The following is a 24,621-nucleotide window of genomic DNA, read 5'->3' on the forward strand; positions in this document are numbered from 1 at the left end:
GACGAATGAACAGCGTAATGCGAAATTTGGGTTTAAGTGCGTTAGCCGTTGCGGTATTGACGAGTTGCGCCGCCACCTCAACTGAAACGGCGACTCCCGCGACCACACCACAGGCTTATCAAGTCCCTTTAGCTCAGCCTCCCCAAGTTTCACAACCGCTTACGCTGAATCAAATTATGGCGAACCCCGATTGGATGGGGATTTTCGCTAAGGAAGCCTACTGGAGCGATGACAGCCAGAGCGTTTTCTTTGCCCGCCAACCTAGCGCATCGCCGCTACGGAATTACTATCAGCAGGGCATTAATGACAGCCGCGCCGTTGAACTGGCTATCGATAAGCTACACGCGGCGGACCAACAGTTTGGCGTGTTAGACAGTGCTAAGACCAACAAGGCGTATCTCTATCAAGGCAATATTTTTGTTAAGCATTTAAGCTCTGGCAAAATCACTCAGCTTACCCGCCAGCGAACGGCGATCAGTGGCCTGCGTTACCTTAACAATGGCGATATTGCCTATTGGCAAGGGGATAATGTTTTCCAAATCCATCAAGACAGTGGATTAGTCGAGCAGTTGGCTGAAATCAAAATGGCGAAAGCGCCCGAGGGCGTGAAAGAGCCGAGCAGCTACTTAGCCAAGCAGCAGCACAGACTCATTCAATATGTGGCGTTGCAGCAAGAAAATGCCAAAGCCAAAGAACAATTTAAGAACGAATTGCAAAAGAGCGATCCGACCCTCGCCGCCAACACTTGGTATCTCGGTGATGCTGAGGTGGTGTCTGAGCTGAGTTTGTCGCCAGACGGTCGCTATCTGTTTGTGGCCTTAACCGATAAAAACTACACCGGCAGCAGTGAACACGACATCATGCCAAACTACCTCGGTAGCGAAGGCTATATCGATCCTGTGCCAGTCCGCGCCCGTGTTGCAGAAGATAATCCACCAGGGCAACGCTTTGTGGTACTCGATCTAAATGAGCATAAACAGATTGATGTGACTATCGAAGGCTTAACAGGCTTCGATGAGGACGTTTTAGCTAAGGTGAAGACTGAAAACGCCAAGGCAAAAGGTGAGTCGTATCAAAGCACTAAGGCTCCCCGTAAAATTCAGTTGATGCAGGATTGGGGCTGGACTCAAAGCGCGATTCAATGGCATGAGTCTGAGGACAAACTGGCGGTGATGGTCGAAGCGACCGATAACAAAGACCGCTGGATTGCCAGTGTCGATCTGGCAAAGGGCAAGTTTATCACCGAGCATCGCCTCCATGATGATGCTTGGGTGAACTACGACTATAACCAATTTGGCTGGTTACCAGGAACAGACACACTTTACTATCTCTCTGAAGAGACAGGTTATTCTCAGCTTTATATCAAACCCCGTGGCGAAAAGCCCCGCGCCTTGACTCAAGGTAAGTTTGTGGTAAGTGACATCACCCTGTCGCCCGACGCAAACTACATCTACTACAAGGCTAACCAAAGCCACCCTGGTATTTACAACGTTCACCGTGTGAATATTGCCTCGGGCAAAAATGAGCAATTAACCCAGTGGGACGGTAACTTAGATTACAGCTTAAGCCCCGATGGCACTAAGTTGCTGCTCAATGCCTCTCGCCGTACAGCGCCGAATGAGCTGTATGTTCAGCCGATTGGCGGTGAGTTAAAACAGCTCACGTCATACACCAGCGATGCCTTTAAGCAATATCCATGGCAAGCGCCCGAAGTGGTAGCCGTCCCTTCTAACCATGGAGCAGGCCAAGTGTATGCGCGGGTTTATTTGCCCCAGGGCTTTGATAAATCGCGCGCCGAAAAATATCCCGCGGTTATCTTTAACCATGGTGCGGGCTACCTACAGAATGCCGATTATGGTTTCAGTGGTTACTTCCGTGAGTTTATGTTCCACAACCTACTGACCCAGCAGGGTTATGTGGTGATGGACATGGATTACCGTGGCTCTAAAGGTTATGGCCGCGACTGGCGCACGGCGATTTATCGCAACATGGGTCACCCAGAAGTTGAAGACTTAAAAGACGGTGTGACTTGGATGGGACAAAATGCCAACGTGGATATTAAGCGTGTCGGTACTTATGGTGGTTCTTACGGCGGCTTCTTAACCTTTATGTCCTTATTTACTGAGCCTGAGTTATTCCAAGCAGGCGCAGCATTGCGCCCTGTGGCGGATTGGGCACATTACAACGCGCCATACACCTCCAACATTTTAAACACACCGGATGTTGATCCTATCGCCTACGATCGTAGCTCGCCTATCGAGCATGCCCAAGGTTTGACTAAGCCGCTACTTATCATGAGTGGCGTGATGGATGACAACGTGTTCTTCCAAGATAGCGTGCGTATGGTGCAGCACCTTATCGAGCTGGAAAAACCTATGTTCGAAACCGCAATTTATCCGGTTGAGCCCCATGGTTTCCGTCAGCCATCGAGTTGGTTGGACGAATATCGCCGTATTTATAAGCTGTTTGAACAAGAGCTTAAGTAAATTTCGCGAAAGTATTAAGGCCTCATATCGAGGCCTTTTTCTTGAGCATAATTTACGGGCGCAAGCCCTGCATCAATGTTGTGAGATTGTGACCCGTTGCTTATTGCTAAGACTTAACGTATGTGCTGAAATTATGAAGTTTTTAAAGCTTTTAGCAAATGCGCGCCACTTAGCACGGGCGAAATAGGAAAGATAAACTGTGGCGATATCGGTAGCGGGCGGTGTTAGACCCGGCAAAATTATAGAGATAGAACATAGGCTCTATCAGCAACTGATCCTCGGTAAGCAAAAGGCTGGCCCAACCTTATTGGATGATTTAGACCGAGAGCTTGAGGCCGATGCCAATAAACTCGATGTCGAGCGAGAGGCGATTCTGTCGCGGCTACTCAAACAAATTCAGGCCCGTGAGGTTTTTGAAGCCATTTCCAAGCAACTCATCGAAACGGTCAATAATGCTATTGAGCATCAACTGGCATCCCCAGAGTTAGTGCTAGCCAAGTCGGATATTAACGAATCACAGATCCTGCTGCTCGAGCTGTTGCTGGCAAAAAACCTTGATGCGACGCGATTAAGACCCTTAATCAGCAATTTAAGCTGGTTGTGTCGCGATTTAACCAATATGGTTAATAGTCCTGCATTTCGGGCGCGCCGCCCGCAGAGCTCCGACGTACGAGTCACCGATATCAAATTAGTGATGAATTACATTGGCATCGAAAACCTGCGTACCATTATTCCTTATTTTTGCCTACGTAATTGGCTGCCGAGTGGCAATGCTAAGTTACTCTGGACCACCCGTAAGCTATGGCGCTATAGCATTGTGAGCGGAATAGCCGCGAATGCGTTAGCGCAGCTTCATAATACTGACTCAGCCTTAGTTTATAGTGGCGCATTATTGAATCAGTTAGGCACCTCGGTTGTGCTGAGTTTGAGTGCGCGTTTATTTGATAAAACGTGGGGCAATTGGATCCGTGAGGCAAGTTCGAGTCGAGATAAGGAAGTGTACGATGCTGTTATTGCCACCGAATTCCCTGCTAAAGTGGTTTTTGAGCAAGTGTTAGCCCATGGACATAAGCTTAATTGGCAACTATTAGAGTTACTTAAGTTTGAGCAGAGTCCATTAACTCAATTGCTTAAAGAGTTGGACCAAACTTTAACTTACCGCGAACTCTCTATGCCGGCCGCATTAGTGGCACGGGCGAATTGTTATGCTAAGGTGCTGTTGCTTGAAGAGATGCGCCAAATCGAGCCGCAGGAAAAACGCTTAATGTTCGATTATTACGAGCTCAGCGAGCAGGAAGTACTGCGCCTAAAAGCACAGAATTATCGGAAGTTGGATCTGCTGTAATCTGCACGCCGTTCCCATCGGTGTCTAATTGCGGCACTGATGTGGAGGACGGGAAATGCCAAGCTGGCAAGCATCTGTATTAAATACTATTTTATCCTATGTGGCACGGCCATCGATCAGCCGAGGTAAGGCCAAACTTCCCCTAAGCCAAGTTCGGCAACGTTTATTAGAGCTAGATAAGCGCTGGTTGCCATGGCCTGAAAAACTCGTTACTGCCTCAATTCCCTTACAACATTCCACACTACTGCATTATGTGCTGCTCAATGACACGCCGCGTTTGGGCAATCTATTTTACATTCGCGGCGGCGGATTCTGTTTTAAGACTCCCCATGCCCACGCAAGACTGGTGGCCGATATCAGCGAACGTTGTCGCCTAAACACGTTTATCCCGGATTATCGTTTAGCACCGGAACATCCGTATCCCGCGCCCTGTGACGATGTGCTCGAGGCTTACCTGCATTTAATTGAGTTGAAAGGCAACGATAATCTGGTGCTAATGGGCGATTCTGCCGGCGGCAATTTAGCCTTAAGTCTGTTGCTCGAACTGAAAAAGCGCCATCTGCCCATGCCTAAAGCCTGTGTGTTGTTGTCACCCGCGCTCGATTTAGCGATAACTGGTGATACTGAGCTGATTTTAGGTGCCGATGATCCGTTCTTTACCATTGAGTCGCTATTGCGGCTGCGCGGGGCGTATCTTGCAGGGGCGAATCCCATGTCTGAACGGGTGTCACCTTTACAGGGGAACTTGGCTGACTTGCCGCCACTCTTAGTGATTGCTGGTACGCGCGAGTTACTTTTACAGGACTCAGAACGACTGGTTATGCAAATTAAGGCCTGTGGTGGCGCGGTCGAATCGCGTTTTTATCACAACATGCCCCATGTTTTTCCCCTGTTCCATCTGTTGCCAGAAGCGCTTGAGGCGAGGGAGCAAATTGCAGATTTTGTGCTTTCACAGCTGATTCGTTAAAATTGTGTAGTTATTCATATTCAGTGAATAGCTAGCAAAAATAGGGGTAAATAACTTTTTTTCTGACTAAATATGCTAAAGGCCTCTGGCGTAAACGCTTGTATAGTTCTTAAACTACAATCTTTATGCAGTTTGACCCAAAGCATGGCGAATGTTGTTTGTGAAAAACTGGTATTTTGATCACAATTTCGCTAATAATGGCTATTAATAGACACAAGCATACCCTGTATCACTAACTCAAGATAAAGATACGTTGGGGACTCAGACGGCTCCCGAGGTCGTTACATTTAAACAAAGGATGAAGAAGAATGAGCGTTGATATGAAGTTGAATCGTGCCCAGTTTGATGCGGTTATGGTGCCTAACTATGCGCCTGCTGCAGTGATCCCTGTACGTGGCGAAGGAAGCCGAGTATGGGATCAAGAGGGTAACGAGTTTATCGATTTTGCCGGCGGTATCGCGGTAAATTGCTTAGGTCACTGTCATCCCGCCTTAGTGAATGCCTTAAAAACGCAAGGCGAAAAATTATGGCACCTGTCTAACGTGATGACCAACGAGCCAGCGCTTGAGCTTGCAACTAAGTTGGTTAACAGTACGTTTGCTGAGCGTGTGTATTTTGCTAACTCTGGCGCCGAAGCCAACGAAGCTGCACTGAAATTGGCCCGTCGTTATGCCTTAGAAAAATTCGGCGTAGAGAAAGATGAAATCATCGCCTTCGATAAAGCTTTCCACGGTCGTACTTTCTTCACCGTGAGCGTTGGCGGTCAAGCAGCCTATTCAGATGGTTTTGGTCCAAAACCACAAAGTATCACGCACTTACCCTATAACGATATTGCGGCATTAGAAGCGGCGGTATCGGATAAAACCTGCGCCATTATGTTAGAGCCGCTGCAAGGCGAGGGCGGTATTATTAATGCTGATCCTGCGTTCCTCAAAGCGGTGCGTGAACTGGCTAATAAACACAATGCACTGGTGATTTTCGACGAAGTACAAACCGGTGTTGGCCGTACGGGTGAACTATATGCTTACATGGGCACCGACATAGTGCCGGATATTCTGACCACGGCTAAAGCGCTGGGCGGTGGTTTCCCGATCGCAGCTATGCTGACGACCGCAGAAATTGCTGAGCACTTGAAAGTCGGTACTCACGGTTCAACCTACGGTGGTAACCCATTAGCTTGCGCTATCGGCAACGCGGTATTAGATGTGGTTAACACACCGGAAGTATTGAACGGTGTGAAACATCGCGAGCAGTTATTACGCGATGGTCTGAACAAAATTAATGAAAAATATCATGTTTTCTCTGAAATTCGCGGTAAAGGCTTGCTGTTAGGGGCGGTCCTTAATGAACAGTACCAAGGTCGTTCACGTGACTTTTTAGTAGCGTCTGTTGCTGAAGGCTTAATGAGCCTGATGGCGGGTGCTAATGTGGTACGTTTTGCTCCTTCACTGGTGATCCCTGAGGCAGATATTGCAGAAGGCCTAGCACGTTTTGAGCGTGCTGTGGCGAGCATCGCTGCTGCCTAAGCGACCAAAGGAGTGCTGAATTTTATTCGCACTCCTTTTTTGTCAGGGAATACTTGCGTGTATCTATCCTGTCTTTTTTAAGATAGGCGCCTTGATGCACAGCAAGCTTAAGTGAGGAGACACTAAGATGTTAATCATACGTCCTATTAAGGCAGGCGATTTTGAATCTCTATATCAAATCGCCGAAGAGTCTGGCCATGGCTTTACCTCATTGCCAGTCAATGCCGATTTGCTTAGGCATAAAATTGCCCGTGCAGAAGCCTCATTCGTTAAGGTGGTTGATAAGCCCTTCGATGAAGGCTATTTGATGGTGCTCGAGGATACCGCGACCCGCGAAGTGGTTGGTACTTGTGCCATTGAAGCCGCAGTGGGTATGGAGGATGCCTTCTACCACTATCGCCTCGGGACAGAGGTTTATCATTCTGAGCAAATCGAAGTTCGCAACGAGGTCGAAACCTTAACTCTGTGCCACGATTACACTGGCGCTGCTGAGCTTTGTACCCTGTTTTTACGGGAGCCTTATCGTAAGGGGAATAATGGCCGCATGTTATCCCGCAGCCGTTTTCTGTTTTTAGCTCAACATGCAAAGCGTTTTGGCGAGACTGTGATTGCCGAAATGCGTGGTGTGAGCGATGCCGATGGTCATTCCCCCTTCTATGGTTGGCTGCAAAAAAACTTTTTAGGTATTGATTTTGTTCAGGCCGATTACCTGTCGGGTCTAGGCAAAAAAGCCTTTATGGCGGAGATGATGCCCCGCAACCCCGTGTACGTTTGCCTGCTGCCAGAAGAAGCACAAAAAGTGATAGGCGAAGTGCACACCAATACCCGTCCAGCCTTGAGTCTGCTTCAGGCCGAAGGCTTTAGATGCCGTGGTTATGTGGATATTTTCGATGGTGGTCCAACGGTGGAATGCCGTCTCACAGATATCCGCGCCGTGCGTGAGAGCCGTCTGCTGACCGTGGATATTGGTGAAATGCCTGAATCCGATAAGCAATTTATTGTCTCTAACACTCAATTAGCCAATTACCGTGCGACCTCCGCTTGTCTTGCTGTGGATGACAAAACCGAGCAAGTGGTAATTAGTCCAGAACTCGCCGAGGGTTTGTTACTCGCAAAAGGCGATCAAATCCGTATTTTGGCAATGTAGGAATGCAAATGACACATTTTATTAAAGGCCAGTGGCAAGCTGGCAAGGGTCATGATGTGACCTCTAGCAACCCAGCAAATGGCGAAATCATTTGGCGTGGCCAAACGGCGACAGCTGATCAAGTCAATGCCGCCGTCGATGCTGCCCGTGAAGCTCAGTTCGATTGGTTTATGTTAGGTTTTGATGCGCGTTTAAAGATTGTCGAAGCCTATCGCAGCCAACTCGAAGCGAATAAAGCCGAACTAGCCGAAACGATCGCTCAAGAAACCGGTAAACCTCAATGGGAAACGGCGACAGAAGTCGCTGCCATGATTGGTAAGATTGGCCTGTCGGCCACAGCTTACAACAAGCGTACCGGCACTGAGGCCAATGATACTCCAGCAGGGCGCGCGGTATTGCGTCATAAGCCACACGGTGTGGTTGCTGTGTTTGGGCCTTATAACTTCCCAGGGCATTTACCCAATGGTCATATTGTGCCAGCGCTGCTCGCGGGCAATACCGTGGTGTTTAAGCCCTCTGAATTGACGCCTAAAGTGGCCGAGTTGATGGTCTCTCTTTGGGAAAAGGCGGGTCTGCCCGCGGGTGTTATCAACTTAGTGCAAGGCGAAGTCGATACGGGTAAGGCGCTGGCGTCGCACCCACAACTCGACGGCCTGTTCTTTACCGGTAGTTCTCGCACTGGTCACCTATTGCATCAGCAATATGCGGGTCATCCTGGTAAGATCCTCGCCTTAGAAATGGGCGGTAATAACCCACTGATTATTAAAGGTGTCGCCGATATTAAAGCGGCGGTGCACGATATTCTGCAATCGGCCTATATTTCATCTGGCCAGCGTTGTACCTGCGCCCGAAGGCTCTATGTTGAGCAAGGCGAGCAGGGCGATGCCTTAGTTGCCAAGTTGGTTGAAGCAATTAAGCAGATTAAAGTCGGACCTTGGAATGCGCAGCCACAGCCTTTTATGGGCTCAATGATTTCTGAAGCTGCGGCGAAAGGCATGGTTGCGGCGCAGGCTAACCTACAGAACTTAGGCGGTGTCTCACTGGTTGAACTCACTCACCTGCAAGCGGGAACAGGCTTAGTCTCACCCGGGCTTATCGATGTGACTGCGGTGAGCGAGTTACCCGATGAAGAATACTTCGGACCACTGCTGCAATTAGTACGCTACAGCGATTTTGACCAAGCGATTAAGCTGGCTAACCAAACCCGTTATGGCTTATCCGCGGGGATCTTGGCCGATAGCCGTGATGATTATGAGTATTTCCTCGCCCGCATTCGTGCGGGTATTGTGAATTGGAACAAGCAGATCACTGGTGCTTCTGGCGCAGCCCCCTTTGGCGGCGTAGGCGCTTCGGGTAACCACAGGGCGAGTGCATTTTATGCCGCCGACTATTGTGCTTACCCTGTTGCCTCCGTTGAGGCGGATGCGGTGAGTTTACCCGCAAGCTTAAGCCCAGGGTTAAGTTTAGAGTGACATCATTGAGGAAGAACCTAGGTTCTTCCTTTTTCATAGCAAGCAGTAACGTTACTTGGGCTGCTACTGAGCGCCGTTGTGCAGCAAGTGGCTAGGGTCGTTACATTGAGTGCGAGCGGCAAAACAATACGCACTATAGTCGCAGCACAATAAAAGGAGTTTTTATGCACACAGATATCAATGCGTTATTTGCCGCTCTCTGGCAAGACTATATTCAAATGACCCCATCTGCGGCCAAGGTGCACGAGCTACTCGGTCACGGCAAGCCAATCATCAACGACCATATCGCTCTGCGTACTTTTAACATCGCTAAGGTGAATTTAGCCGTATTGGCCGAGCACTTTACCTCTTTAGGTTATGTGGCTTGTGGTGACTATAAGTTTGAACAGAAAAAACTGGTGGCTAAGCATTTTGAGCACCCAGATGCGACTCAGCCAAAGGTGTTTATTTCTGAGTTATTGGTGGAAGAATTTAGTCCATCACTGCAAAGCACCATCCAAGGTTTGATTGCCCAAGTGGATGAAGAGGCGACTAAAGCGGATAACTTTATCTATTCGGGTCGCCATTGGAAGCTGGATGCTAAGACCTATGAGACGCTGCTCGAAGAGAGCGAATATGCGGCTTGGGTTGCGGCCTTTGGCTACCGTGCCAACCATTTTACAGTCTCTATCAATCACCTCGAGGACTTCGAGACATTAGAGTCGGTGAACGATGCGCTTAAGCAAGCGGGTTTTGTGCTCAATAGTGCAGGTGGCGAAATCAAAGGTTCGCCGGAGGTGTTACTGGAGCAATCCTCGACCATGGCCGATAAAATCGCAGTGGCATTTAGCGATGCAACGGTTGAGATCCCAAGCTGCTTCTATGAATTTGCCCTGCGTTATCCCAAGGCGAATGGTGAGCTGTACACGGGTTTCGTGGCCGCATCAGCCGATAAGATTTTTGAGAGCACCAACGCGAAAAAGGCCTAATGAATTAAGGCGATTTGCTGACTCATCTCAAACAAAAACGCCATCGTTCGATGGCGTTTTTATTGGTAGCACTTAGAGCACATAGCTTAACACTTGTTCGCTAAGCACTCTTAGCTAAGCACTCGTTAGCCAAAGACTAGTTCAATGCTGAGACCAGATAAGTGGCTGCTGTGCTTAAACTTAAGCTCAATGCCATATTGCTCGGCAATTTCTTTCACTATCGATAACCCTAGGCCATGGCCCATCACAGATTCATCGAGGCGCGTGCCCCTTTGGGTGAGTTTATCGAGTTCGTCATCGGCAACACCTGGGCCATCATCATCTATGCTGAGGCAGAGTTTGCTTTGTTCCTTCCACAGTTTTACCGTGACTTGGCTGCCCGCCCATTTAAAGGCGTTATCGAGCAGATTCCCTAAGAGCTCCATACCATCTTCCCTATGGATGGGCAGGCGCTGGATACTAGGATCAAGCTCAAAGTCGCAGTTGATGTTTTTACTTCTATGCACTTTGTTGAGGGTATTGGCGAGGCTGTGAAGATCTCTCGGTACCACTAACTGGGCGGCAGGTAACATATCGCCGGTGATCCGCGCCGCTGCAAGTTTACGCTCGACCATTTTATGGATAGCGTCGAGCTGCTGTTGCAGCGCCATGGCGGTATCGGGATCTTTAAGCCCCAAGGCTTCAACCTGTTGCTGCATCACCGCCAGCGGGGTTTTCAGCCCATGGCTTAAGTTGCCTAAGTTGTTGCGACTACGCTCAATTTGCTTGGCGGTGTATTCCAATAATTCGTTGTAGGTCTTCGCTAGCGGTTGCACTTCAGGCGGAATGTTATTCAGCTCTAAGGCGTTAATCTCGCCTTCCTGCAGGCGGGAGAGTGCATGTTGGATCTGTTTTACCGGTTTAAAGGATTGACGCAGGATCAAGAAGATCCCCGCGATCATGGCCACCAACATGGCGAGGTTAATCCCAAGCTTAGTGCCATAGACCTCACTAAACACGCGTCGGCCGATACTTAAATCCTGCGCTACCGTTAGGGTGGCGGTGACATTGGCGCTGCTCGAGTTTAGCCCTAGGGATAATAGCTGCATATCATTGTTTTTCGGCCCTTTTGCCTGCCATACGCGGGTCTGGTTTGGCGCTAAAGGTTCGATATCGAGCTGCATGTCCCACAGGGAGCGTGAGCGGATCACTTCATTGGGCAGGTTGAGCTGGAAATAACGCCCCGAATAGGCAGGGCGATAGAAGCTCGACAGTTGGCTCTGATCGATGTGGATCTCCCCATTATTGATATGGGTTGCCAACATGATGTGCTCAAGATCTTCTTCTAAGCGGTTGATAATGGAGTCGTGAAACGCTTGGCGCAGCATGGACTCAAACAATATGAGTCCAATCACAGTGCCTAACACTAATAAGCCCGTTAACCATAAACTGAGCTTAGTGCGAATGGAGATCATGCAGTCAGGCCGTGGAAGATATAACCTTGGCCGCGGCGGGTTTCAATCGCGGTTTTACCGAGTTTCTTACGCAGGTGAGTCACGTAAACTTCAACTACGTTACTCTCTTTCTCATCGTCAAACTGATAGAGCTTGTCCGTCAGTTGTGCCTTGGATAACAGCTTCTTAGGCGACATGAGGAAGATCTTTAACAGCCTGAACTCCATTGCGGTCAATTCATACAAGTGCTCGCCAACGCTGACTGTCTGCTCCGCCTCATCTAAGGTGACGCCACCATAGCTCAACTGTTTACTTGGATTATTTAACCGACCGTGTGCACGGTGAATAAGCGCTTGGATACGCGCGAGTAGTTCCTGTGCATGGAAGGGTTTACCTAAATAATCATCGGCGCCGGCATTAAAGCCTTCGACCTTTTCATGCCATTGGCTGCGAGCTGTAAGCATAATAACCGGTGTGCTAATACCTTGATTACGCCAGCCTTCGAGTAATTCCAGTCCATTACCATCGGGTAGGCCAATGTCTAAAATCACGCAATCGTATTGGGTTTCTTTTACGAGGTAATCGGCTTCAAGCGCTTTGTCAGTAATATCGGTAACGTAGCCAGCCTGTTTGAGTTGCTTCTCCAGTTCGGAGACCAACATAGGGTTATCTTCAACGAGTAGCAGTTTCATGTTTTCGACATTCGCTCGGTAGTGCGGTGGAGTGTTCAAGTTGACCATTGGTGGCATCAATACTGAGATTCACTATTTGGCCGCGTTGTACTTTGATTTGTAAATCATAGCGCCATTTATGATCTTCTTGATAGAGATGCGCGTCAATTAGTTCGCCTTGGCAGAATTGATTCACCACAGCAAGGGTGCCATTGAGTGATAAAATTTGCCCGGAATTGACTAAAGCCTTGGCTTGATAATGTTCTAATTCAATCGGTTCGGCGTGAATTATTGTTGGATGCACCAGCGTAAACAGACTGAAAAAACCGATAAATAACAGCCGTTTCATTTATGCTCCCCAATAAAAAATGGCCTAGATTTTATGCTAGGCCACTTTAATGAAACAGGCTTAAATCAAGCTGAAGTCTATCTTAACGGGTACCATATACCACAATGGTTTTACCGTGTGCTTGGATCAAATTCTGCTCTTCAAGCATCTTTAAGATACGACCCACAGTTTCGCGGGAGCAACCGACGATCTGACCAATTTCTTGGCGAGTGATCTTAATTTGCATGCCGTCTGGGTGAGTCATGGCATCGGGTTGCTTAGCTAAGTGCAACAATGTTTGGGCAATACGGCCCGCCACATCGAGGAACGCTAAATTACCCACTTTCTGGCTAGTGCTTTGTAGGCGATACGCCATTTGAGCCGATAGCTTCATCAGAATTTCGGGGTTAACTTGGATTAATTGCTTGAACTTCTTATAAGAGATTTCAGCAATTTCACATGCTTGTTTTGCGCGAACCCAAGCAGTACGTTCAGCTTGTTCTTCGAACAATCCTAACTCACCGATAAAGTCGCCTTGATTAAGATAAGAAAGGATCATCTCCTTACCTTCTTCATCTTTAATCAATACCGCTACAGAACCTTTTACGATGTAATAAAGGGTATCTGAGTCTTCACCAGCATGGATCAAGGTGCTTTTAGCGGGATACTTATGAATGTGACAGTGTGATAAAAACCATTCCAAAGTTGGGTCCGGTTTTGGCTTACCAATCAGAGCCATGTCGATGTTCCTCGATTGATTAAAACGAAAGTAAGAATATTCTAAATAAGCATTTTACGTCAATTACACTCATAAAAACTTGATACACCTCTTAGTTTAGAATGAGTGAATAAATGCAATTAACCACCTAAAATTAGAGCTTATTTTGCTACTTTAGTGATATTAGTCAACTAAATCGGTGCCAAACTCACTGGATTCACTTAACTCTGTAGAGTTAATCACATCTTATAAACGCATTTAAGGGTTTTTGTGAAGAAAATAACCTCAATATCGACGAATAAATAGGGGAAGTGGAATTATTGAGGGGCTTTGTGGTTATTTCTATTTAATATGGGTTCGATTATGCCGATTTAGGCTCGACTTATGGGAATAATTCAGGCTAACTTGAAGACGCGGTTGTTTTTTGAAAGAGGTACAAGGTGAAATACAGGCAATGGGTTTTAGGCGCAGGATTCACTCTATCCCTAGGGATGAGTGCTGCCGCGCACGCATTTTCTATTCCACAGCCAGCTAGTGAAGTTGCGGCGAGTAAATTTGTGCATATTCAAGTTCAGGCGGAGCAGGGCGATGCCGACGCACAATTTTTACTAGGACTCATGTTTCTCTCTGGACGTTATGTACAGCAAGAAGTGCCAACCGGATTACATTGGATGACCCTTGCCGCTGAGCAGCAACACGAAAAGGCGCAGCAAACCTTAGCGGATCTCTCCTTTGAAGGGCAGTTAGTGAAGCGTGACTTAGCCGTGGCCGAACGTTGGTATAAGGACATGGGTGAGCGCGGTAATCGCTGGGCGCAATTTCGTTTAGGCTTTATTTATGCCTCGGGTGGCGATGGCATTGCGCGTAACTGCGGTAAAGCCGTAGAGCAATTTACTCGTGTTGGGGATGATATTGCCCTTGGCAATGTGGCGTGGATTCTCGCAACTTGCCCTGAGGCCGAATATCGCGATGGTAATAAAGCGCTCGAGTTATCTCTTAAGCTGCTTAAAGTGAATGAGAACGACCCCACCAACCTCGATAACTTAGCGGCTGCCTATGCCGAAGTCGGTGATTTTGGTGCCGCGGTATCGACCCAGCAAAAAGCGATAGCCGCTTTAAAGATGACGGCTGAAGCTACTAAGACCGACGAGTTTCAGCAGCGCCTGCACAGCTATGAACAAAAGCGCGCCTACCGTGAGACTTTGCGTTTACTCGATTAACTCCGTCGGCGTTCTCACCTTCCTATCAGCCCGAGCCATGCTCGGGCTGATTGTTTTTACAGATTATTTTTACGGATTGCTTCTGGTGCAATGTTTATTCGCGTGAGCGGATTAGGCTTATGCGAGCGGCCAAGAATGTAAGATTTGATACTCCACCCCGTGATTACCACTGGCGGAAAGATACAAATGCAGCTGCTCGGGGACGAGCGTGAGTTCAAGCATCGAAGCTTGGATGACTTTCTGCTGTACCAGCTCCTTAAGCGTTAGCTCACTGACCAAGATGCCTGACGGCTTTGCCTTTCTAAATAAGCTGATATGGGGCCGAAATGGATGCTCACTCCGATGCAACTGTAATTGCTGGGCTAAATCCTGTGCTTGAGATGCCAAGAGGGCTAACTCAGGACTGATGTTATCGCCCTTTAAACAACAAACCTGCGCTTTAGGCCATAGGGCGATACTATCCAAGGTGACGCTAAATTGGGGTTTAGCTAGCTTATCGACGCCGTCGAGCAACAGTGCAACTTGAGTCGGATTGGCTAGCCCTAAAAAGGCGAGGGTTAAGTGCAAATTAGTGCGAGTCACAGGTTTGGCATTCGGCGTTATCTGTAATGCCAAGCTTTGCTGCAACAGTAGTAGTTGTTGCCTTTGTATGCTGCTGGGATCAAATCCAAGAAACAGACGTTGTAACACTCTTTACCTCCTTCGCCTGCTCAAATGCCAAACATAAGCTATGCTTTTGTTTGGTAATGCAGAAAGTACTACTGGGGTGGTTGGCTATAGGCTTTCGATTACGTGAGTTTCTCCACTGGAAGTGGAGAAATACTACCTTAAATGGAATTGTAGGTAAGGAAATCTTTTTTCATGTCAGATGGTTTAGCAAATCCCCTTCAACAGGCATTAGTGACGATTTTTAGTGAAACGCCACTAGAAACCCTAGAGCAAAATGTTGACCGAGCATTAGAGGCTATTACGCTTCAACTTCACTGCGACGGTGTGTTTGTTCTGACGGGGAGCTTATCCCTGGATCATCTGCGTACCCGTAATCTCTATTTAAAACCGCAATTTAGTCAAGGCCAGCAAACGCGTGTTTGGCCGCTTGCGCGTATGCCATTTTTTCGATCTCTGGTTAGAAATCCAAAGCTACTGAATCTTTCCGATGTGAATACATTGCCGCCGGAGGCCCAGGCGGAGCGAGCGTTATTAAGGGATTGGGATGTTAAAAGTTTACTCGTGTTACCTCCAGTGGTGTTTGGCGAAACCCGTATTGCCCTTGGTGCCGTCAATTGCTCTGAGTGTTGTGAATGGAGTGAGGCGTTTATTCAAGAGTTTCAACATGCAGCTGTGATGATTGGCTCTGCTATGGAGTTAACGCGCATCGCCCACGATATGTTAGCGAGTGAAAATAAATACCGTGAAGTCTTTAATCAACTGCCCTTAGCCTGCGCCTTACTCGATAAACAAAATCAACTGACCATGCTCAATAAAGTGGCGTTGCAAACCCTTCCAGCACAACATGGTTATGATTTATTCGATATGGTGCGTGAAGAAGAACATGCCATGTTAACCGATACACTGCACATGGTGCGTGAGGGCGTATTAGGGCAAGCCTGGTGCGAGTTACCATTGAAATCGCTCCATCAATTAGTTTGGTTGAGGCTCAGTTTTAGCCAAATTCACGGCGATAAAGACACCTTAGTGATGATCGCGGAGGATGTCAGCGAAAAATATCGCCTGGCCGATGAACTGTCTTTCCATGCTAATTATGACGCCCTTACGGGGTTACCCAATCGGCTGCATTTTGAGGCATTGCTCGAAAATCTGTTGCACGCCAAGGACGATATGCCCACCTGTGTTGCCTTTATCGATGTCGATCAATTCCAGGTGATTAACAATATAAGCGGCCATCAAGCGGGTGATAAGCTATTGTGCCAGTTGGCATTACGTCTTAAACAACTGGTACGTAAGGGCGATATTGTTGCCCGTCTCGGCGGTGATGAGTTTGGGATTTTAATGCATTATTGCAATGTGGATTCGGCGCAGCATATCGCTAAACGGATCTGCACTCAGTTAGCGACCCATGAGTTTATTTGGGAAAACCGTTGTCATAATGTCAGCGTGAGTATGGGAATCGCTAAACTCGATAAGTCAGCCTCAGATATTTATACAGTGATGAGTCATGCCGATGCCGCTTGTCGCCTCGCGAAGGATAAAGGGCGTAATGGTTGGCATTTATATAGTGCTAAAGATCCTAAAATGACGCGTCTCTATACCGAGATGATGGCATCAGTCGATATTGTTAGTGCGCTTGCACTCAATCAATTTGAGCTTTATTTTCAAAGTATTGCACCGTTAAATAAACAGCAGTCTGGGTTACATCTAGAGGTGTTACTGCGCATGGTGCAACCCAATGGCACTATTGTTTCACCTGCGATTTTTTTGCCAGCTGCCGAGCGTTATAACTTAGCGGCAAAGGTGGACCTGTGGGTAATTGATAATCTACTTAAATGGGGAAGTAGCCATTTAGCAACATGGCAGCAACTGGGGCTTGTGTCGGTTAATCTATCGGCGACCTCATTGGGGGACAGCGAGTTTATGAATTGGCTCGAAATGCGGCTGATGACCGAACCTGAGCTGGTGGATAAACTTTGCATCGAAATTACCGAAACCGCCGCCGTTAGCCAATTAGATCAAGCCACTAAATTGATTGAAGTGCTGAGGCCATTAAACTGCCAACTCGCGCTGGATGACTTTGGAGCGGGATTCTCAAGCTTTGCCTACCTTAAACGCTTAAACGTGGACTATGTCAAAATCGACGGCCAGTTTGTGATTAACCTGTGTGAGGATGAGGCCGACCAAGCCATTATTAAAGCCATTTGTCAGCTCGGACAAGATATGGGGTTCGATGTCGTGGCGGAGTTTGTCGAATCGGCGGAAATTGGTTTGAAATTAAAAAGCTTAGGCGTGGACTATGCCCAAGGTTATGCCATCAACAAACCTGCACCACTCCTATCATTAACCTCGGGATTAGCGGATCCTTGGCTTGTTTAAGTGTGGATGTTTTTCATTATTTGCAATTCTTAAAATGTAAGTGATTAATTTATCAATATTAATCCGATTGTGACCCGCCGCAATTTGGGCTGCGACAGATTGTCGCGCCCAGCCGAGTTTTGATTGCGCTTCCTTCGCCAGTAACAACAATACCCCCACAAAAATCATTAAAAACAATATGTAGGGGAATGTCATGCTGTATCAACCTATCAAATTAGCCGTTATTTTAGCGGGTGTTTTGGGCACTGCTGCGCCTCAACTGGCTTGGTCTGCTGAGGCGGCCGATTGTGGTGAAAACCAAAAATGTAAAGATTATCTGCTAGTTACCGCCGATGTAATGCGTCAACCCGTACACTTAGTGAGCGATCCTAAACAGAACCGTTTGCCATTGCCTGCCTATGATGGTTCGGGATTTTTACGTTCGATCCCCGGATTTAACATCACGCGCAAAGGCGGCTCAGGTGGCGATCCTATGTTTAGGGGGCTGGGCGGTTCGCGTCTAAACATAGTCGATGATGGTCAGCATGTGTATGGCGCCTGCGGTGGACGTATGGATCCGCCCACCAATTATATTTATCCCGAAACCTACGATCAGATAACGGTAATTAAAGGCCCGCAGACGGTGAAATATGGCCCCGTCGGCACCGCGGGCACAATTCTGTTTGAGAAAAACCGCCATCGTTTTAATCAAGCGGATCTTGAAGGGCGTGCCAGTGCGACGGCTGGCAGTTTCGATAGACGAGATGCCATGGTGGAGTTGAGTGCCGGTGATAAGAATTACTACCTTGATTTTGATATTAATCAATCGAGTAGTGATCATTATCAGGATGGCAATGGCAATAAAGTCCAATCCAGTTATGACCGTCAAAACGCCAATCTTGCCCTGGGTTGGACGCCAACAGAGCGCACTGTGGTGGAGTTAACCTACGGAGAGTCGAGCGGTGAGGCAGAGTATGCCGACAGATTAAATAAGGCTCGCCAAATTGATAACCGTGATGCGGCGTTACTGTTCCAACATGAGTTTGAGTCGAGCTGGTTGGCCGCAGTTGAGTTACAAGCCTTTAGTAACAAAAACGACCATATAATGGACCGATTTGATGAAGGGGTGAATTCTGGCTCCAATGTGCGCCGGATGACCGACGGTGGTCATCTTTGGTTTGATTTAACCCCGCTCGATGCCCTCGAATTAACACTGGGGCTGGATTATATGTCTAGCGCGCATGATGGCCGCAGTATGGCGCCCGGCGATGTTGGTTTAGACGACTTACTCAATAAGCCGTTTAAGGAAGATATGCGCTATAAAAACTACGCGCTGTTTGCCGAATCCCGCTATGGCTTTGATAACCAAGGTTTAGGCAATAGTAGCTTGCACGCTGGGTTGAGGGTTGATCGCTGGGATGGCGAATTGTTAATTGCCCAGCAGGGTGAGCGGGAGGATACCCTCTACAGCGGTTATGTGCGTTATGAATATCAACTCGATGCTCACCAATATTATGCAGGATTTGGCTCGGCGCAGCGCATGCCAGACTATTGGGAGATCATGAAGGCCAGTGCCGATAATCCAACACAAAAAGCCTTTGATCTTAAAGCTGAAACGACCAATCAATTTGATATAGGCTGGATTTATCAGGGGCCTGTGGAGGCTTCGGTTTCACTCTTCTATGGTGAGATTAATGACTATATTCTGATTGATTCGACCAGCAATACCACAGTAGCGCGTAATATCGATGCCAGCTTATTCGGTGGCGAAGCAAGCCTAGACTATGCGCTTAATGAGCAGTGGTCGACTCAACTTACCTTAAGTTATACCCATGGTGAAAACGATACGGACAAGGTCGCGCTTGGGCAAATATCACCGTTAGAGGCCAGATTAACCGTTAACTATCAATGGCAAGCTTGGACAATGGCGGCGCAGTGGCGTGTGGTGGCCGCGCAAGACCGTTACACCTTAGGCCATGGCAACATCGTGGGCCAAGACTTAGGCCCGAGCAGCGGTTTTGGTACGCTGGCGCTTAATGCATCTTGGTCATACAGCAAGGATTTATCCTTTATCTTTGGTGTCGAAAACCTGTTTGATGCAACCTACGCTGAACATGTGAGTAAGGCAGGCACGGGTAACGATCTGCCGGGTAGTGAGGCCATGTTTAGGGTCAACGAGCCGGGCCGTAATCTCTGGGCTAAGCTGACCTATCAGTTCTAACTCGGCTTATTTGTACTTTTGGCGCCCCGAGAGCCTTGCTGTCGGGGCGATACTATTTTTAGCAAGCCAATGCCAAACAAAACAGTCATGTATCAAAGCGAAGGCCGCGGGAGGGACACTGCCTAAGGCCTATGTTAAACTGCCCCATCATTTTCCCTGTTGATACTGTTGCATTGAACAATCTACCCATTCATTCCTTATTGCCATCCCTGCGCGATGCCTTTGCGAAACATGCGCAAGTTATCCTCGAAGCGCCTACGGGGGCGGGTAAATCGACCGCATTGCCCTTAGCCATGCTGGATTGGCCTGAGATTTCGGGGCGGATTTTAATGCTGGAACCTAGGCGTGTAGCCGCCCGCAGTGTGGCGCAATTTATCGCCAGTTGTCGGCAACAGACGGTGGGGCAAGAGGTAGGTTATCGCGTGCGTGGCGAGTCAAAGGTGAGTGGTGAGACTCGGCTTGAGATCGTTACCGAAGGGATTTTAACTCGCATGATCCAGCAAGATCCTGAATTAAAAGGCATTGAGATGATCATTTTTGATGAGATCCACGAACGGCATTTGACCACAGATCTTGGTTTAGCCCTCGCTCTCGAAGTGCAAAGCTCACTGCGGGATGACTTAAAAATCCTCGCCATGTCGGCAACCTTATCTGGCCTAACATTAGCCGAGTTGATGCCCGATGCCGCCCTGTTACAGAGTGAGGGTCGCAGTTTCCCTGTCGACATTCGCTATCGCCCGGTTGCCGGACAGCAGCATTGGCTCGACCATCTTAGCCGCGTTGTGCTCGATGCCGCGACATCCGTTGGTGATAACGGCCCGCAGAATATTCTGGTGTTTTTACCGGGTAAAGCCGAAATCCTTAGAGTGGCGCAGTATCTGGAAGAGCGCCTCGATAGCAGCCGAGTGGCGGTGTGCCCACTCTATGGCGAGTTATCGGCGCAGGAGCAGGATAGGGCGATAAAAGCCGATAGCAGTAGGCGCAAGATAGTGCTTTCCACCAACGTGGCCGAGTCGAGCCTGACTATCGAGGGTATTGGCCTAGTTATCGACAGCGGTTATAAACGCCAAGCGAGTTTTAACCCTAAAACTGGGGTCACGCGCTTAAGCCTTAAGCGTATCAGCCAAGCCTCGGCTACCCAGCGTGCTGGCCGTGCGGGGCGTTTGGCGGCGGGCGAGTGTATTCGATTATGGGGCCAAGAAGAGCATCAACGTCTGCTCAAGGCCGATGAGCCCGAAATCAGCCAAGCCGATTTAGTCGCCATGGCCCATGACTGTGCCTACTGGGGCGCGAAATCCTTCAGCGACTTACTGTTATTGACTGAGCCGCCCGCGGTGAACGAGGCATTAGCTTGGCAATTGCTTCAGCGTTTAGGTATGGTCGATGAACAAAACAAACTTACTCAGCACGGCAAGGCGGCCTATGAGTTGGGGTGTCATCCGCGCCTTGCCCATATGTTATTGGTGGCCAAATTTCGCGATGAACATCAATTGGCTGCCTTAGCCTGTTTACTGGCGGGGATTTTAGAGGCGCGGGGATTACCGCGCAAAGGCGCCGATATCATGAATTACCTGCATTTGGCCACCCAAGGCAGTGCGGGGCAGCAGGCCAAACAATGGCTTAAAAAGCTGGCGCTAGACAAGCAATTTACTCAGGCTGATTTAGTGGCCATAGCCTCCCATGCCCATCATCAGGATGTCGGTTTGCTGTTGGCGCTGGCGTATCCCGACCGCATTGCCAAATCCCGTGGCGTCGAGGGCTATCAATTGGCCAATGGAACGGGTGTGGTGCTCAATGCCGAAGATGCTTTAGCGCAAACGCCTTGGCTGGTGGTGGCGGATTTTCAAGAAACCGAAGGTAAGAATGCAGGGCGGATTTATCTCGCCAGTCCATTATTGCCAAGTCTGTTCGATAAGGAATTGGCCGAGCTGGTGGAGCGCCATGACCAATGTGGCTGGGATGAAACTAAAGGCCGCGCGGTGGCTGAACGTCAAATGAAAGTCGGGCAGATATTGCTGAAATCCGAGACGATTGCTAACCCCAATCGAGCGCAAATAGTGGCGGCATTGCTGAGTTACATTCGCCAGCAGGGGTTACAAATCCTCAATTGGAACGATAACTTAGCGCAGTTTCAAGCGAGGTTAAAGTTAGCGCGTGAGTTAGATCCTAATGCCGATTGGCCGGATATGAGCGACACCGCGCTGCAGGCAAACCTTGAAACTTGGCTGGCGCCCTACCTTGAAAATGTGAATAATCTGCCGCAATTACAAAAACTCGATTGCTTTAGTTTAGTGATGAATCAATTGAGTTGGTCGCAGCAGCAGGCGCTCGATGCACTGTTGCCGACCTCCTGGCCTTTAGCCACGGGCACCTTTGCGCCCATAGTGTACGAGACCTCGGGTCGCGCCTTACTGCGGGTTCGCTTGCAGGAAACCTTTGGTATGGCTGACAGCCCGCTATTAGCCCAAGGCAAGCTGAAGGTGACGATGGAGCTGCTGTCACCGGCGCAGCGCCCCTTGGCTCTGACGGCGGATCTCGCCAGTTTTTGGCAAGGGCCCTATGTGGAAGTGAAAAAAGAAATGCGTGGGCGTTATCCTAAACACCTGTGGCCGGACGACCCTGCCAATACGCTACCGACAAAATTTACCAAGAAAAAAACCTTAGGTTTATCTCAGTCATAGCCTTTAGACTGCTTTGATTTACAACCTTGTGTTGTGCCTGTGACTGATGCCGTTAACGCATAAATGATGAAGTAGATATGACAACTAAGACGACAAAAAAAGCGAAAGCGCAGCGCAGCCGTGGCCTGTTTGGGCACATTTGGTCGCTCACTTGGAAGCTCGCCTTAATCGGCCTCGCCGTTGTGACCTTCTACGGTATTTACCTCGACCAAATTATCGCCCGTAAGTTTGAGGGGCAAAAATGGCACTTACCCGCACAAGTATTTAGCCGCTCCATGGCGTTATACCCAGGCGCTGCCGTGAGTCATCCGCAGTTGATGGCCGAGTTAAAGCTACTTGGTTATCGCAAAGTCGCCAATCCCCGCGAGGTAGGTGAGTTCTCTGCATCCAGCACCAAAATCGAATTATGGCGTCGTCCCTTTTTGCATCCTGAAGGTGATCAGCCTGAGCAGCGAGTGATGATCACCTTCGATAGTGAAGGCGTCAGCTCTATTGCGCGCATGGAAGATAAGCGCCAGTTAGCGGTTTTCCATTTAGAACCTGTATTGCTCGACCGCATGATCACCGGTGACGGCGAGGACAGGCTATTTGTCTCTACCGAAGATATGCCCAAACATATTGTGCAGGCACTATTGCTGGTGGAAGACCGCAGTTTTTACGAGCACCACGGGGTGAACCCGTTCGCGATTCTGCGCGCGGCTTTTGTGAATATCAGCGCGGGTCGTACCGTGCAGGGTGGTTCGACACTGACCCAGCAGTTGGCGAAAAACTTTTTCCTTTCGAGCGAGCGCTCGTTGCTGCGTAAAGTTCGCGAAGCCTTAATGGCGGTAATTATCGATTTTCGCTACAGCAAGGAAGAAATTCTCGAAGCTTATCTCAACGAAGTGTATATGGGGCAAGATAAATCCCGTGCCGTGCATGGGATGGGGCTGGCTTCGCAATTCTATTTTGGTCGTCCCATTGGCGAGTTAACCACGGCGCAGCAAGCCTTTTTAGTAGCAGCGATTAAGGGACCGTCTTACTACAACCCATGGCGTTATCCTGAGCGCAGCCAAGAGCGTCGCGATTTAGTGCTGCGTCTCTTGATGGAGTCGGGTGAGCTGACGACTGCACAATACAAGGTGGCGGTGGAGTCGCCCTTGGGTTTACGTAATGCCAATAAGCCTGTGCATCAAAAATTACCTGCGTTTTATGCCTTGGTTAAACAAGAGCTTAACGAGCGCTACGGCGATGCGTTATTAAAACAATCTGGGGTGAAGATTTACACCACACTCGATCCTATGGCGCAGGAAGCCGCCGAAATCGCCGTGACTCAAACCTTTAAGAGCTTAGATAAGGGCAATAAGTCGTTGCAGATAGGTATGGTGGTCACCGACAAATACACTGGCGGTATCGCGGCCATGGTCGGTGATAAAACGCCGGGCTTTGACGGCTATAACCGCGCAGTGGAGATCCGCAGGCCCATAGGCTCGCTTATCAAGCCATTTGTGTATGCGACCGCCTTGGCGCCGAATAGTAAATTTACCTTGGCATCGCCACTGAAAGATCAGCCGATTACCCTAAAGAATGAGCAGGGCAAAACCTGGTCACCGCAGAACTTTGATAAGACCTTTAGCGGCCAAGTCTCCTTGTTAACGGCGCTGAAAAAATCGATGAACGTGCCGACGGTCAACCTCGGGATTGCCGTTGGAGTCGATGCGGTGGCAACCACGCTGGCCAAATCGGGTTGGGAAGAACCACTTAACGAGTACCCGTCGATGCTACTGGGCGCGGTGAATGGCTCACCCTTAATGGTGGCGCAGGTTTATCAAACCCTCGCCGATAGCGGCGCTTATCGTAAACTCACCACAGTCACCGCTGTGCTCGATAGTGAAAATCAGCCTTTGCCCGTAACGCGTTCAGCCAAGGAGCAAGCGATTACGCCGGATACTGACTTTTTGGTGCAATATGCCATGCAGCAAGTGGTGCGCTCGGGTACAGCAACGCGCTTAGGCAATGCCTTCCCTGGTGTGGCGCTGGCGGGTAAAACTGGTACCAGTAACGATAGCCGCGATTCTTGGTTCGCCGGTTTTGATGAGCGTAACGTGGCTGCGATTTGGGTCGGTCGCGACGATAACGGTAAAACCAGTCTTTATGGCAGCAGCGGGGCGATGGCGGTATACCAAGCCTTCTTGAAGGAGCGACCACCCATTGGGCTGCGTTCTATTCCGCCATCGGGTGTGATCCAAGGCTATTTTGACCGAGATACGGGTGAAGCCAAGGAAGCGGGATGCAGCAATACCGAGGCATTACCCGCACTGAGAGGCACCTATAATCCAGCTAAAAACTGCGGGGAGCCGTTGCAGTGGTGGCAGAAGATTTTAGGTCAGTAACACTTATTCTTAATAGGTAAAGCGATAACGGCGGTGTTA

The 24,621-nt window shown here is 48.9% G+C and carries 17 protein-coding genes; 12 read left to right on the plus strand and 5 right to left on the minus strand.

What is annotated here, in order from left to right:
* Positions 1–5: 5 nt before the first annotated feature.
* The 7 genes from EYR25_RS09365 (at position 6) to EYR25_RS09395 (ending at position 9,911) form a co-directional block, all read left to right on the plus strand.
* Positions 6–2,486 carry a S9 family peptidase gene (locus EYR25_RS09365; RefSeq protein ID WP_133179574.1) on the plus strand — a complete coding sequence of 827 codons (2,481 nt, stop codon included), beginning with the start codon at positions 6–8 and terminating at the stop codon, positions 2,484–2,486.
* A gap of 199 nt (positions 2,487–2,685) precedes the next feature.
* The gene (locus EYR25_RS09370; RefSeq protein WP_133179576.1) at positions 2,686–3,831 is read left to right on the plus strand and encodes an HDOD domain-containing protein; all 1,146 of its coding nucleotides are present in this window, start codon (positions 2,686–2,688) and stop codon (positions 3,829–3,831) included.
* Between the two features lie 55 nt (positions 3,832–3,886).
* Positions 3,887–4,798, plus strand: a complete 912-nt coding sequence (locus EYR25_RS09375) for an alpha/beta hydrolase (RefSeq protein WP_133179578.1) — start codon at positions 3,887–3,889, stop codon at positions 4,796–4,798.
* Between the two features lie 308 nt (positions 4,799–5,106).
* Positions 5,107–6,324, plus strand: coding sequence for an aspartate aminotransferase family protein (locus tag EYR25_RS09380; RefSeq protein ID WP_133179580.1), 1,218 nt, complete (start codon positions 5,107–5,109; stop codon positions 6,322–6,324).
* Between the two features lie 127 nt (positions 6,325–6,451).
* The gene (gene astA / locus EYR25_RS09385; RefSeq protein WP_023268779.1) at positions 6,452–7,471 is read left to right on the plus strand and encodes an arginine N-succinyltransferase; all 1,020 of its coding nucleotides are present in this window, start codon (positions 6,452–6,454) and stop codon (positions 7,469–7,471) included.
* An 8-nt stretch (positions 7,472–7,479) separates the two neighbouring features.
* Positions 7,480–8,943, plus strand: coding sequence for a succinylglutamate-semialdehyde dehydrogenase (gene astD / locus EYR25_RS09390; protein WP_133179582.1), 1,464 nt, complete (start codon positions 7,480–7,482; stop codon positions 8,941–8,943).
* 164 nt (positions 8,944–9,107) lie between these two features.
* Complete coding sequence (locus EYR25_RS09395) at positions 9,108–9,911, plus strand: DUF1338 domain-containing protein (RefSeq protein WP_133179584.1); 804 nt, start codon at positions 9,108–9,110, stop codon at positions 9,909–9,911.
* A gap of 125 nt (positions 9,912–10,036) precedes the next feature.
* On the opposite strand, the gene EYR25_RS09400 is transcribed toward EYR25_RS09395, so the two are convergent.
* From EYR25_RS09400 to crp, 4 genes are all read right to left on the minus strand, one after another.
* The gene (locus EYR25_RS09400; protein ID WP_133179587.1) at positions 10,037–11,365 is read right to left on the minus strand and encodes an ATP-binding protein; all 1,329 of its coding nucleotides are present in this window, start codon (positions 11,363–11,365) and stop codon (positions 10,037–10,039) included.
* On the minus strand, positions 11,362–12,036 hold the full coding sequence (locus EYR25_RS09405) for a response regulator transcription factor (RefSeq protein ID WP_011715803.1): 675 nt from the start codon (positions 12,034–12,036) through the stop codon (positions 11,362–11,364). The genes EYR25_RS09400 and EYR25_RS09405 overlap by 4 nt, the downstream gene beginning before the upstream one ends.
* A complete protein-coding gene (locus EYR25_RS09410; RefSeq protein WP_023268775.1) occupies positions 12,017–12,364 on the minus strand; it encodes a PepSY domain-containing protein in 348 nt (115 codons plus the stop codon). Before EYR25_RS09410 ends, EYR25_RS09405 begins: the two co-directional genes overlap by 20 nt.
* An 82-nt stretch (positions 12,365–12,446) precedes the next feature.
* Complete coding sequence (crp, locus tag EYR25_RS09415; RefSeq protein WP_011070954.1) at positions 12,447–13,082, minus strand: cAMP-activated global transcriptional regulator CRP; 636 nt, start codon at positions 13,080–13,082, stop codon at positions 12,447–12,449.
* A 419-nt stretch (positions 13,083–13,501) separates the two neighbouring features.
* Between crp and EYR25_RS09420 the strand changes: the two genes are divergently transcribed.
* Entirely contained in the window at positions 13,502–14,281 is a 780-nt protein-coding gene (locus EYR25_RS09420) for a tetratricopeptide repeat protein (RefSeq protein WP_039978780.1), read from the plus strand.
* Positions 14,282–14,398: 117 nt separating this feature from the next.
* Here EYR25_RS09420 and thpR read toward each other — a convergent pair whose 3' ends face one another.
* On the minus strand, positions 14,399–14,971 hold the full coding sequence (gene thpR / locus EYR25_RS09425; protein WP_133179589.1) for an RNA 2',3'-cyclic phosphodiesterase: 573 nt from the start codon (positions 14,969–14,971) through the stop codon (positions 14,399–14,401).
* 171 nt (positions 14,972–15,142) lie between these two features.
* Between thpR and EYR25_RS09430 the strand changes: the two genes are divergently transcribed.
* The 4 genes from EYR25_RS09430 (at position 15,143) to mrcB (ending at position 24,582) form a co-directional block, all read left to right on the plus strand.
* Positions 15,143–17,329, plus strand: coding sequence for a putative bifunctional diguanylate cyclase/phosphodiesterase (locus tag EYR25_RS09430; protein WP_023268772.1), 2,187 nt, complete (start codon positions 15,143–15,145; stop codon positions 17,327–17,329).
* 193 nt (positions 17,330–17,522) lie between these two features.
* The gene (locus EYR25_RS09435) at positions 17,523–19,529 is read left to right on the plus strand and encodes a TonB-dependent copper receptor (RefSeq protein WP_133179591.1); all 2,007 of its coding nucleotides are present in this window, start codon (positions 17,523–17,525) and stop codon (positions 19,527–19,529) included.
* A 131-nt stretch (positions 19,530–19,660) separates the two neighbouring features.
* The gene (hrpB, locus tag EYR25_RS09440) at positions 19,661–22,210 is read left to right on the plus strand and encodes an ATP-dependent helicase HrpB (RefSeq protein ID WP_165953486.1); all 2,550 of its coding nucleotides are present in this window, start codon (positions 19,661–19,663) and stop codon (positions 22,208–22,210) included.
* 77 nt (positions 22,211–22,287) lie between these two features.
* Positions 22,288–24,582: a penicillin-binding protein 1B gene (mrcB, locus tag EYR25_RS09445; RefSeq protein ID WP_133179593.1), complete on the plus strand. Its 2,295-nt coding sequence runs from the start codon at positions 22,288–22,290 to the stop codon at positions 24,580–24,582.
* The last annotated feature ends 39 nt before the right edge of the window (positions 24,583–24,621 follow it).

The organism is Shewanella decolorationis (genome assembly GCF_004354305.1).
Classification (GTDB): Bacteria; Pseudomonadota; Gammaproteobacteria; order Enterobacterales; family Shewanellaceae; genus Shewanella; species Shewanella decolorationis.

What these genes read in the sequence shown, in the direction of transcription:
- EYR25_RS09365 (WP_133179574.1), top strand. Translation starts at nt 6, where the DNA reads ATGAACAGCGTAATGCGAAATTTGGGTTTAAGTGCGTTAGCCGTTGCG.
- EYR25_RS09375 (WP_133179578.1), top strand. Translation starts at nt 3,887, where the DNA reads ATGCCAAGCTGGCAAGCATCTGTATTAAATACTATTTTATCCTATGTG.
- EYR25_RS09380 (WP_133179580.1), top strand. Translation starts at nt 5,107, where the DNA reads ATGAGCGTTGATATGAAGTTGAATCGTGCCCAGTTTGATGCGGTTATG.
- astA (WP_023268779.1), top strand. Translation starts at nt 6,452, where the DNA reads ATGTTAATCATACGTCCTATTAAGGCAGGCGATTTTGAATCTCTATAT.
- astD (WP_133179582.1), top strand. Translation starts at nt 7,480, where the DNA reads ATGACACATTTTATTAAAGGCCAGTGGCAAGCTGGCAAGGGTCATGAT.
- EYR25_RS09395 (WP_133179584.1), top strand. Translation starts at nt 9,108, where the DNA reads ATGCACACAGATATCAATGCGTTATTTGCCGCTCTCTGGCAAGACTAT.
- EYR25_RS09400 (WP_133179587.1), bottom strand. Translation starts at nt 11,365, where the DNA reads ATGATCTCCATTCGCACTAAGCTCAGTTTATGGTTAACGGGCTTATTA.
- EYR25_RS09405 (WP_011715803.1), bottom strand. Translation starts at nt 12,036, where the DNA reads ATGAAACTGCTACTCGTTGAAGATAACCCTATGTTGGTCTCCGAACTG.
- EYR25_RS09410 (WP_023268775.1), bottom strand. Translation starts at nt 12,364, where the DNA reads ATGAAACGGCTGTTATTTATCGGTTTTTTCAGTCTGTTTACGCTGGTG.
- crp (WP_011070954.1), bottom strand. Translation starts at nt 13,082, where the DNA reads ATGGCTCTGATTGGTAAGCCAAAACCGGACCCAACTTTGGAATGGTTT.
- EYR25_RS09430 (WP_023268772.1), top strand. Translation starts at nt 15,143, where the DNA reads ATGTCAGATGGTTTAGCAAATCCCCTTCAACAGGCATTAGTGACGATT.
- EYR25_RS09435 (WP_133179591.1), top strand. Translation starts at nt 17,523, where the DNA reads ATGCTGTATCAACCTATCAAATTAGCCGTTATTTTAGCGGGTGTTTTG.
- hrpB (WP_165953486.1), top strand. Translation starts at nt 19,661, where the DNA reads ATGTTAAACTGCCCCATCATTTTCCCTGTTGATACTGTTGCATTGAAC.
- mrcB (WP_133179593.1), top strand. Translation starts at nt 22,288, where the DNA reads ATGACAACTAAGACGACAAAAAAAGCGAAAGCGCAGCGCAGCCGTGGC.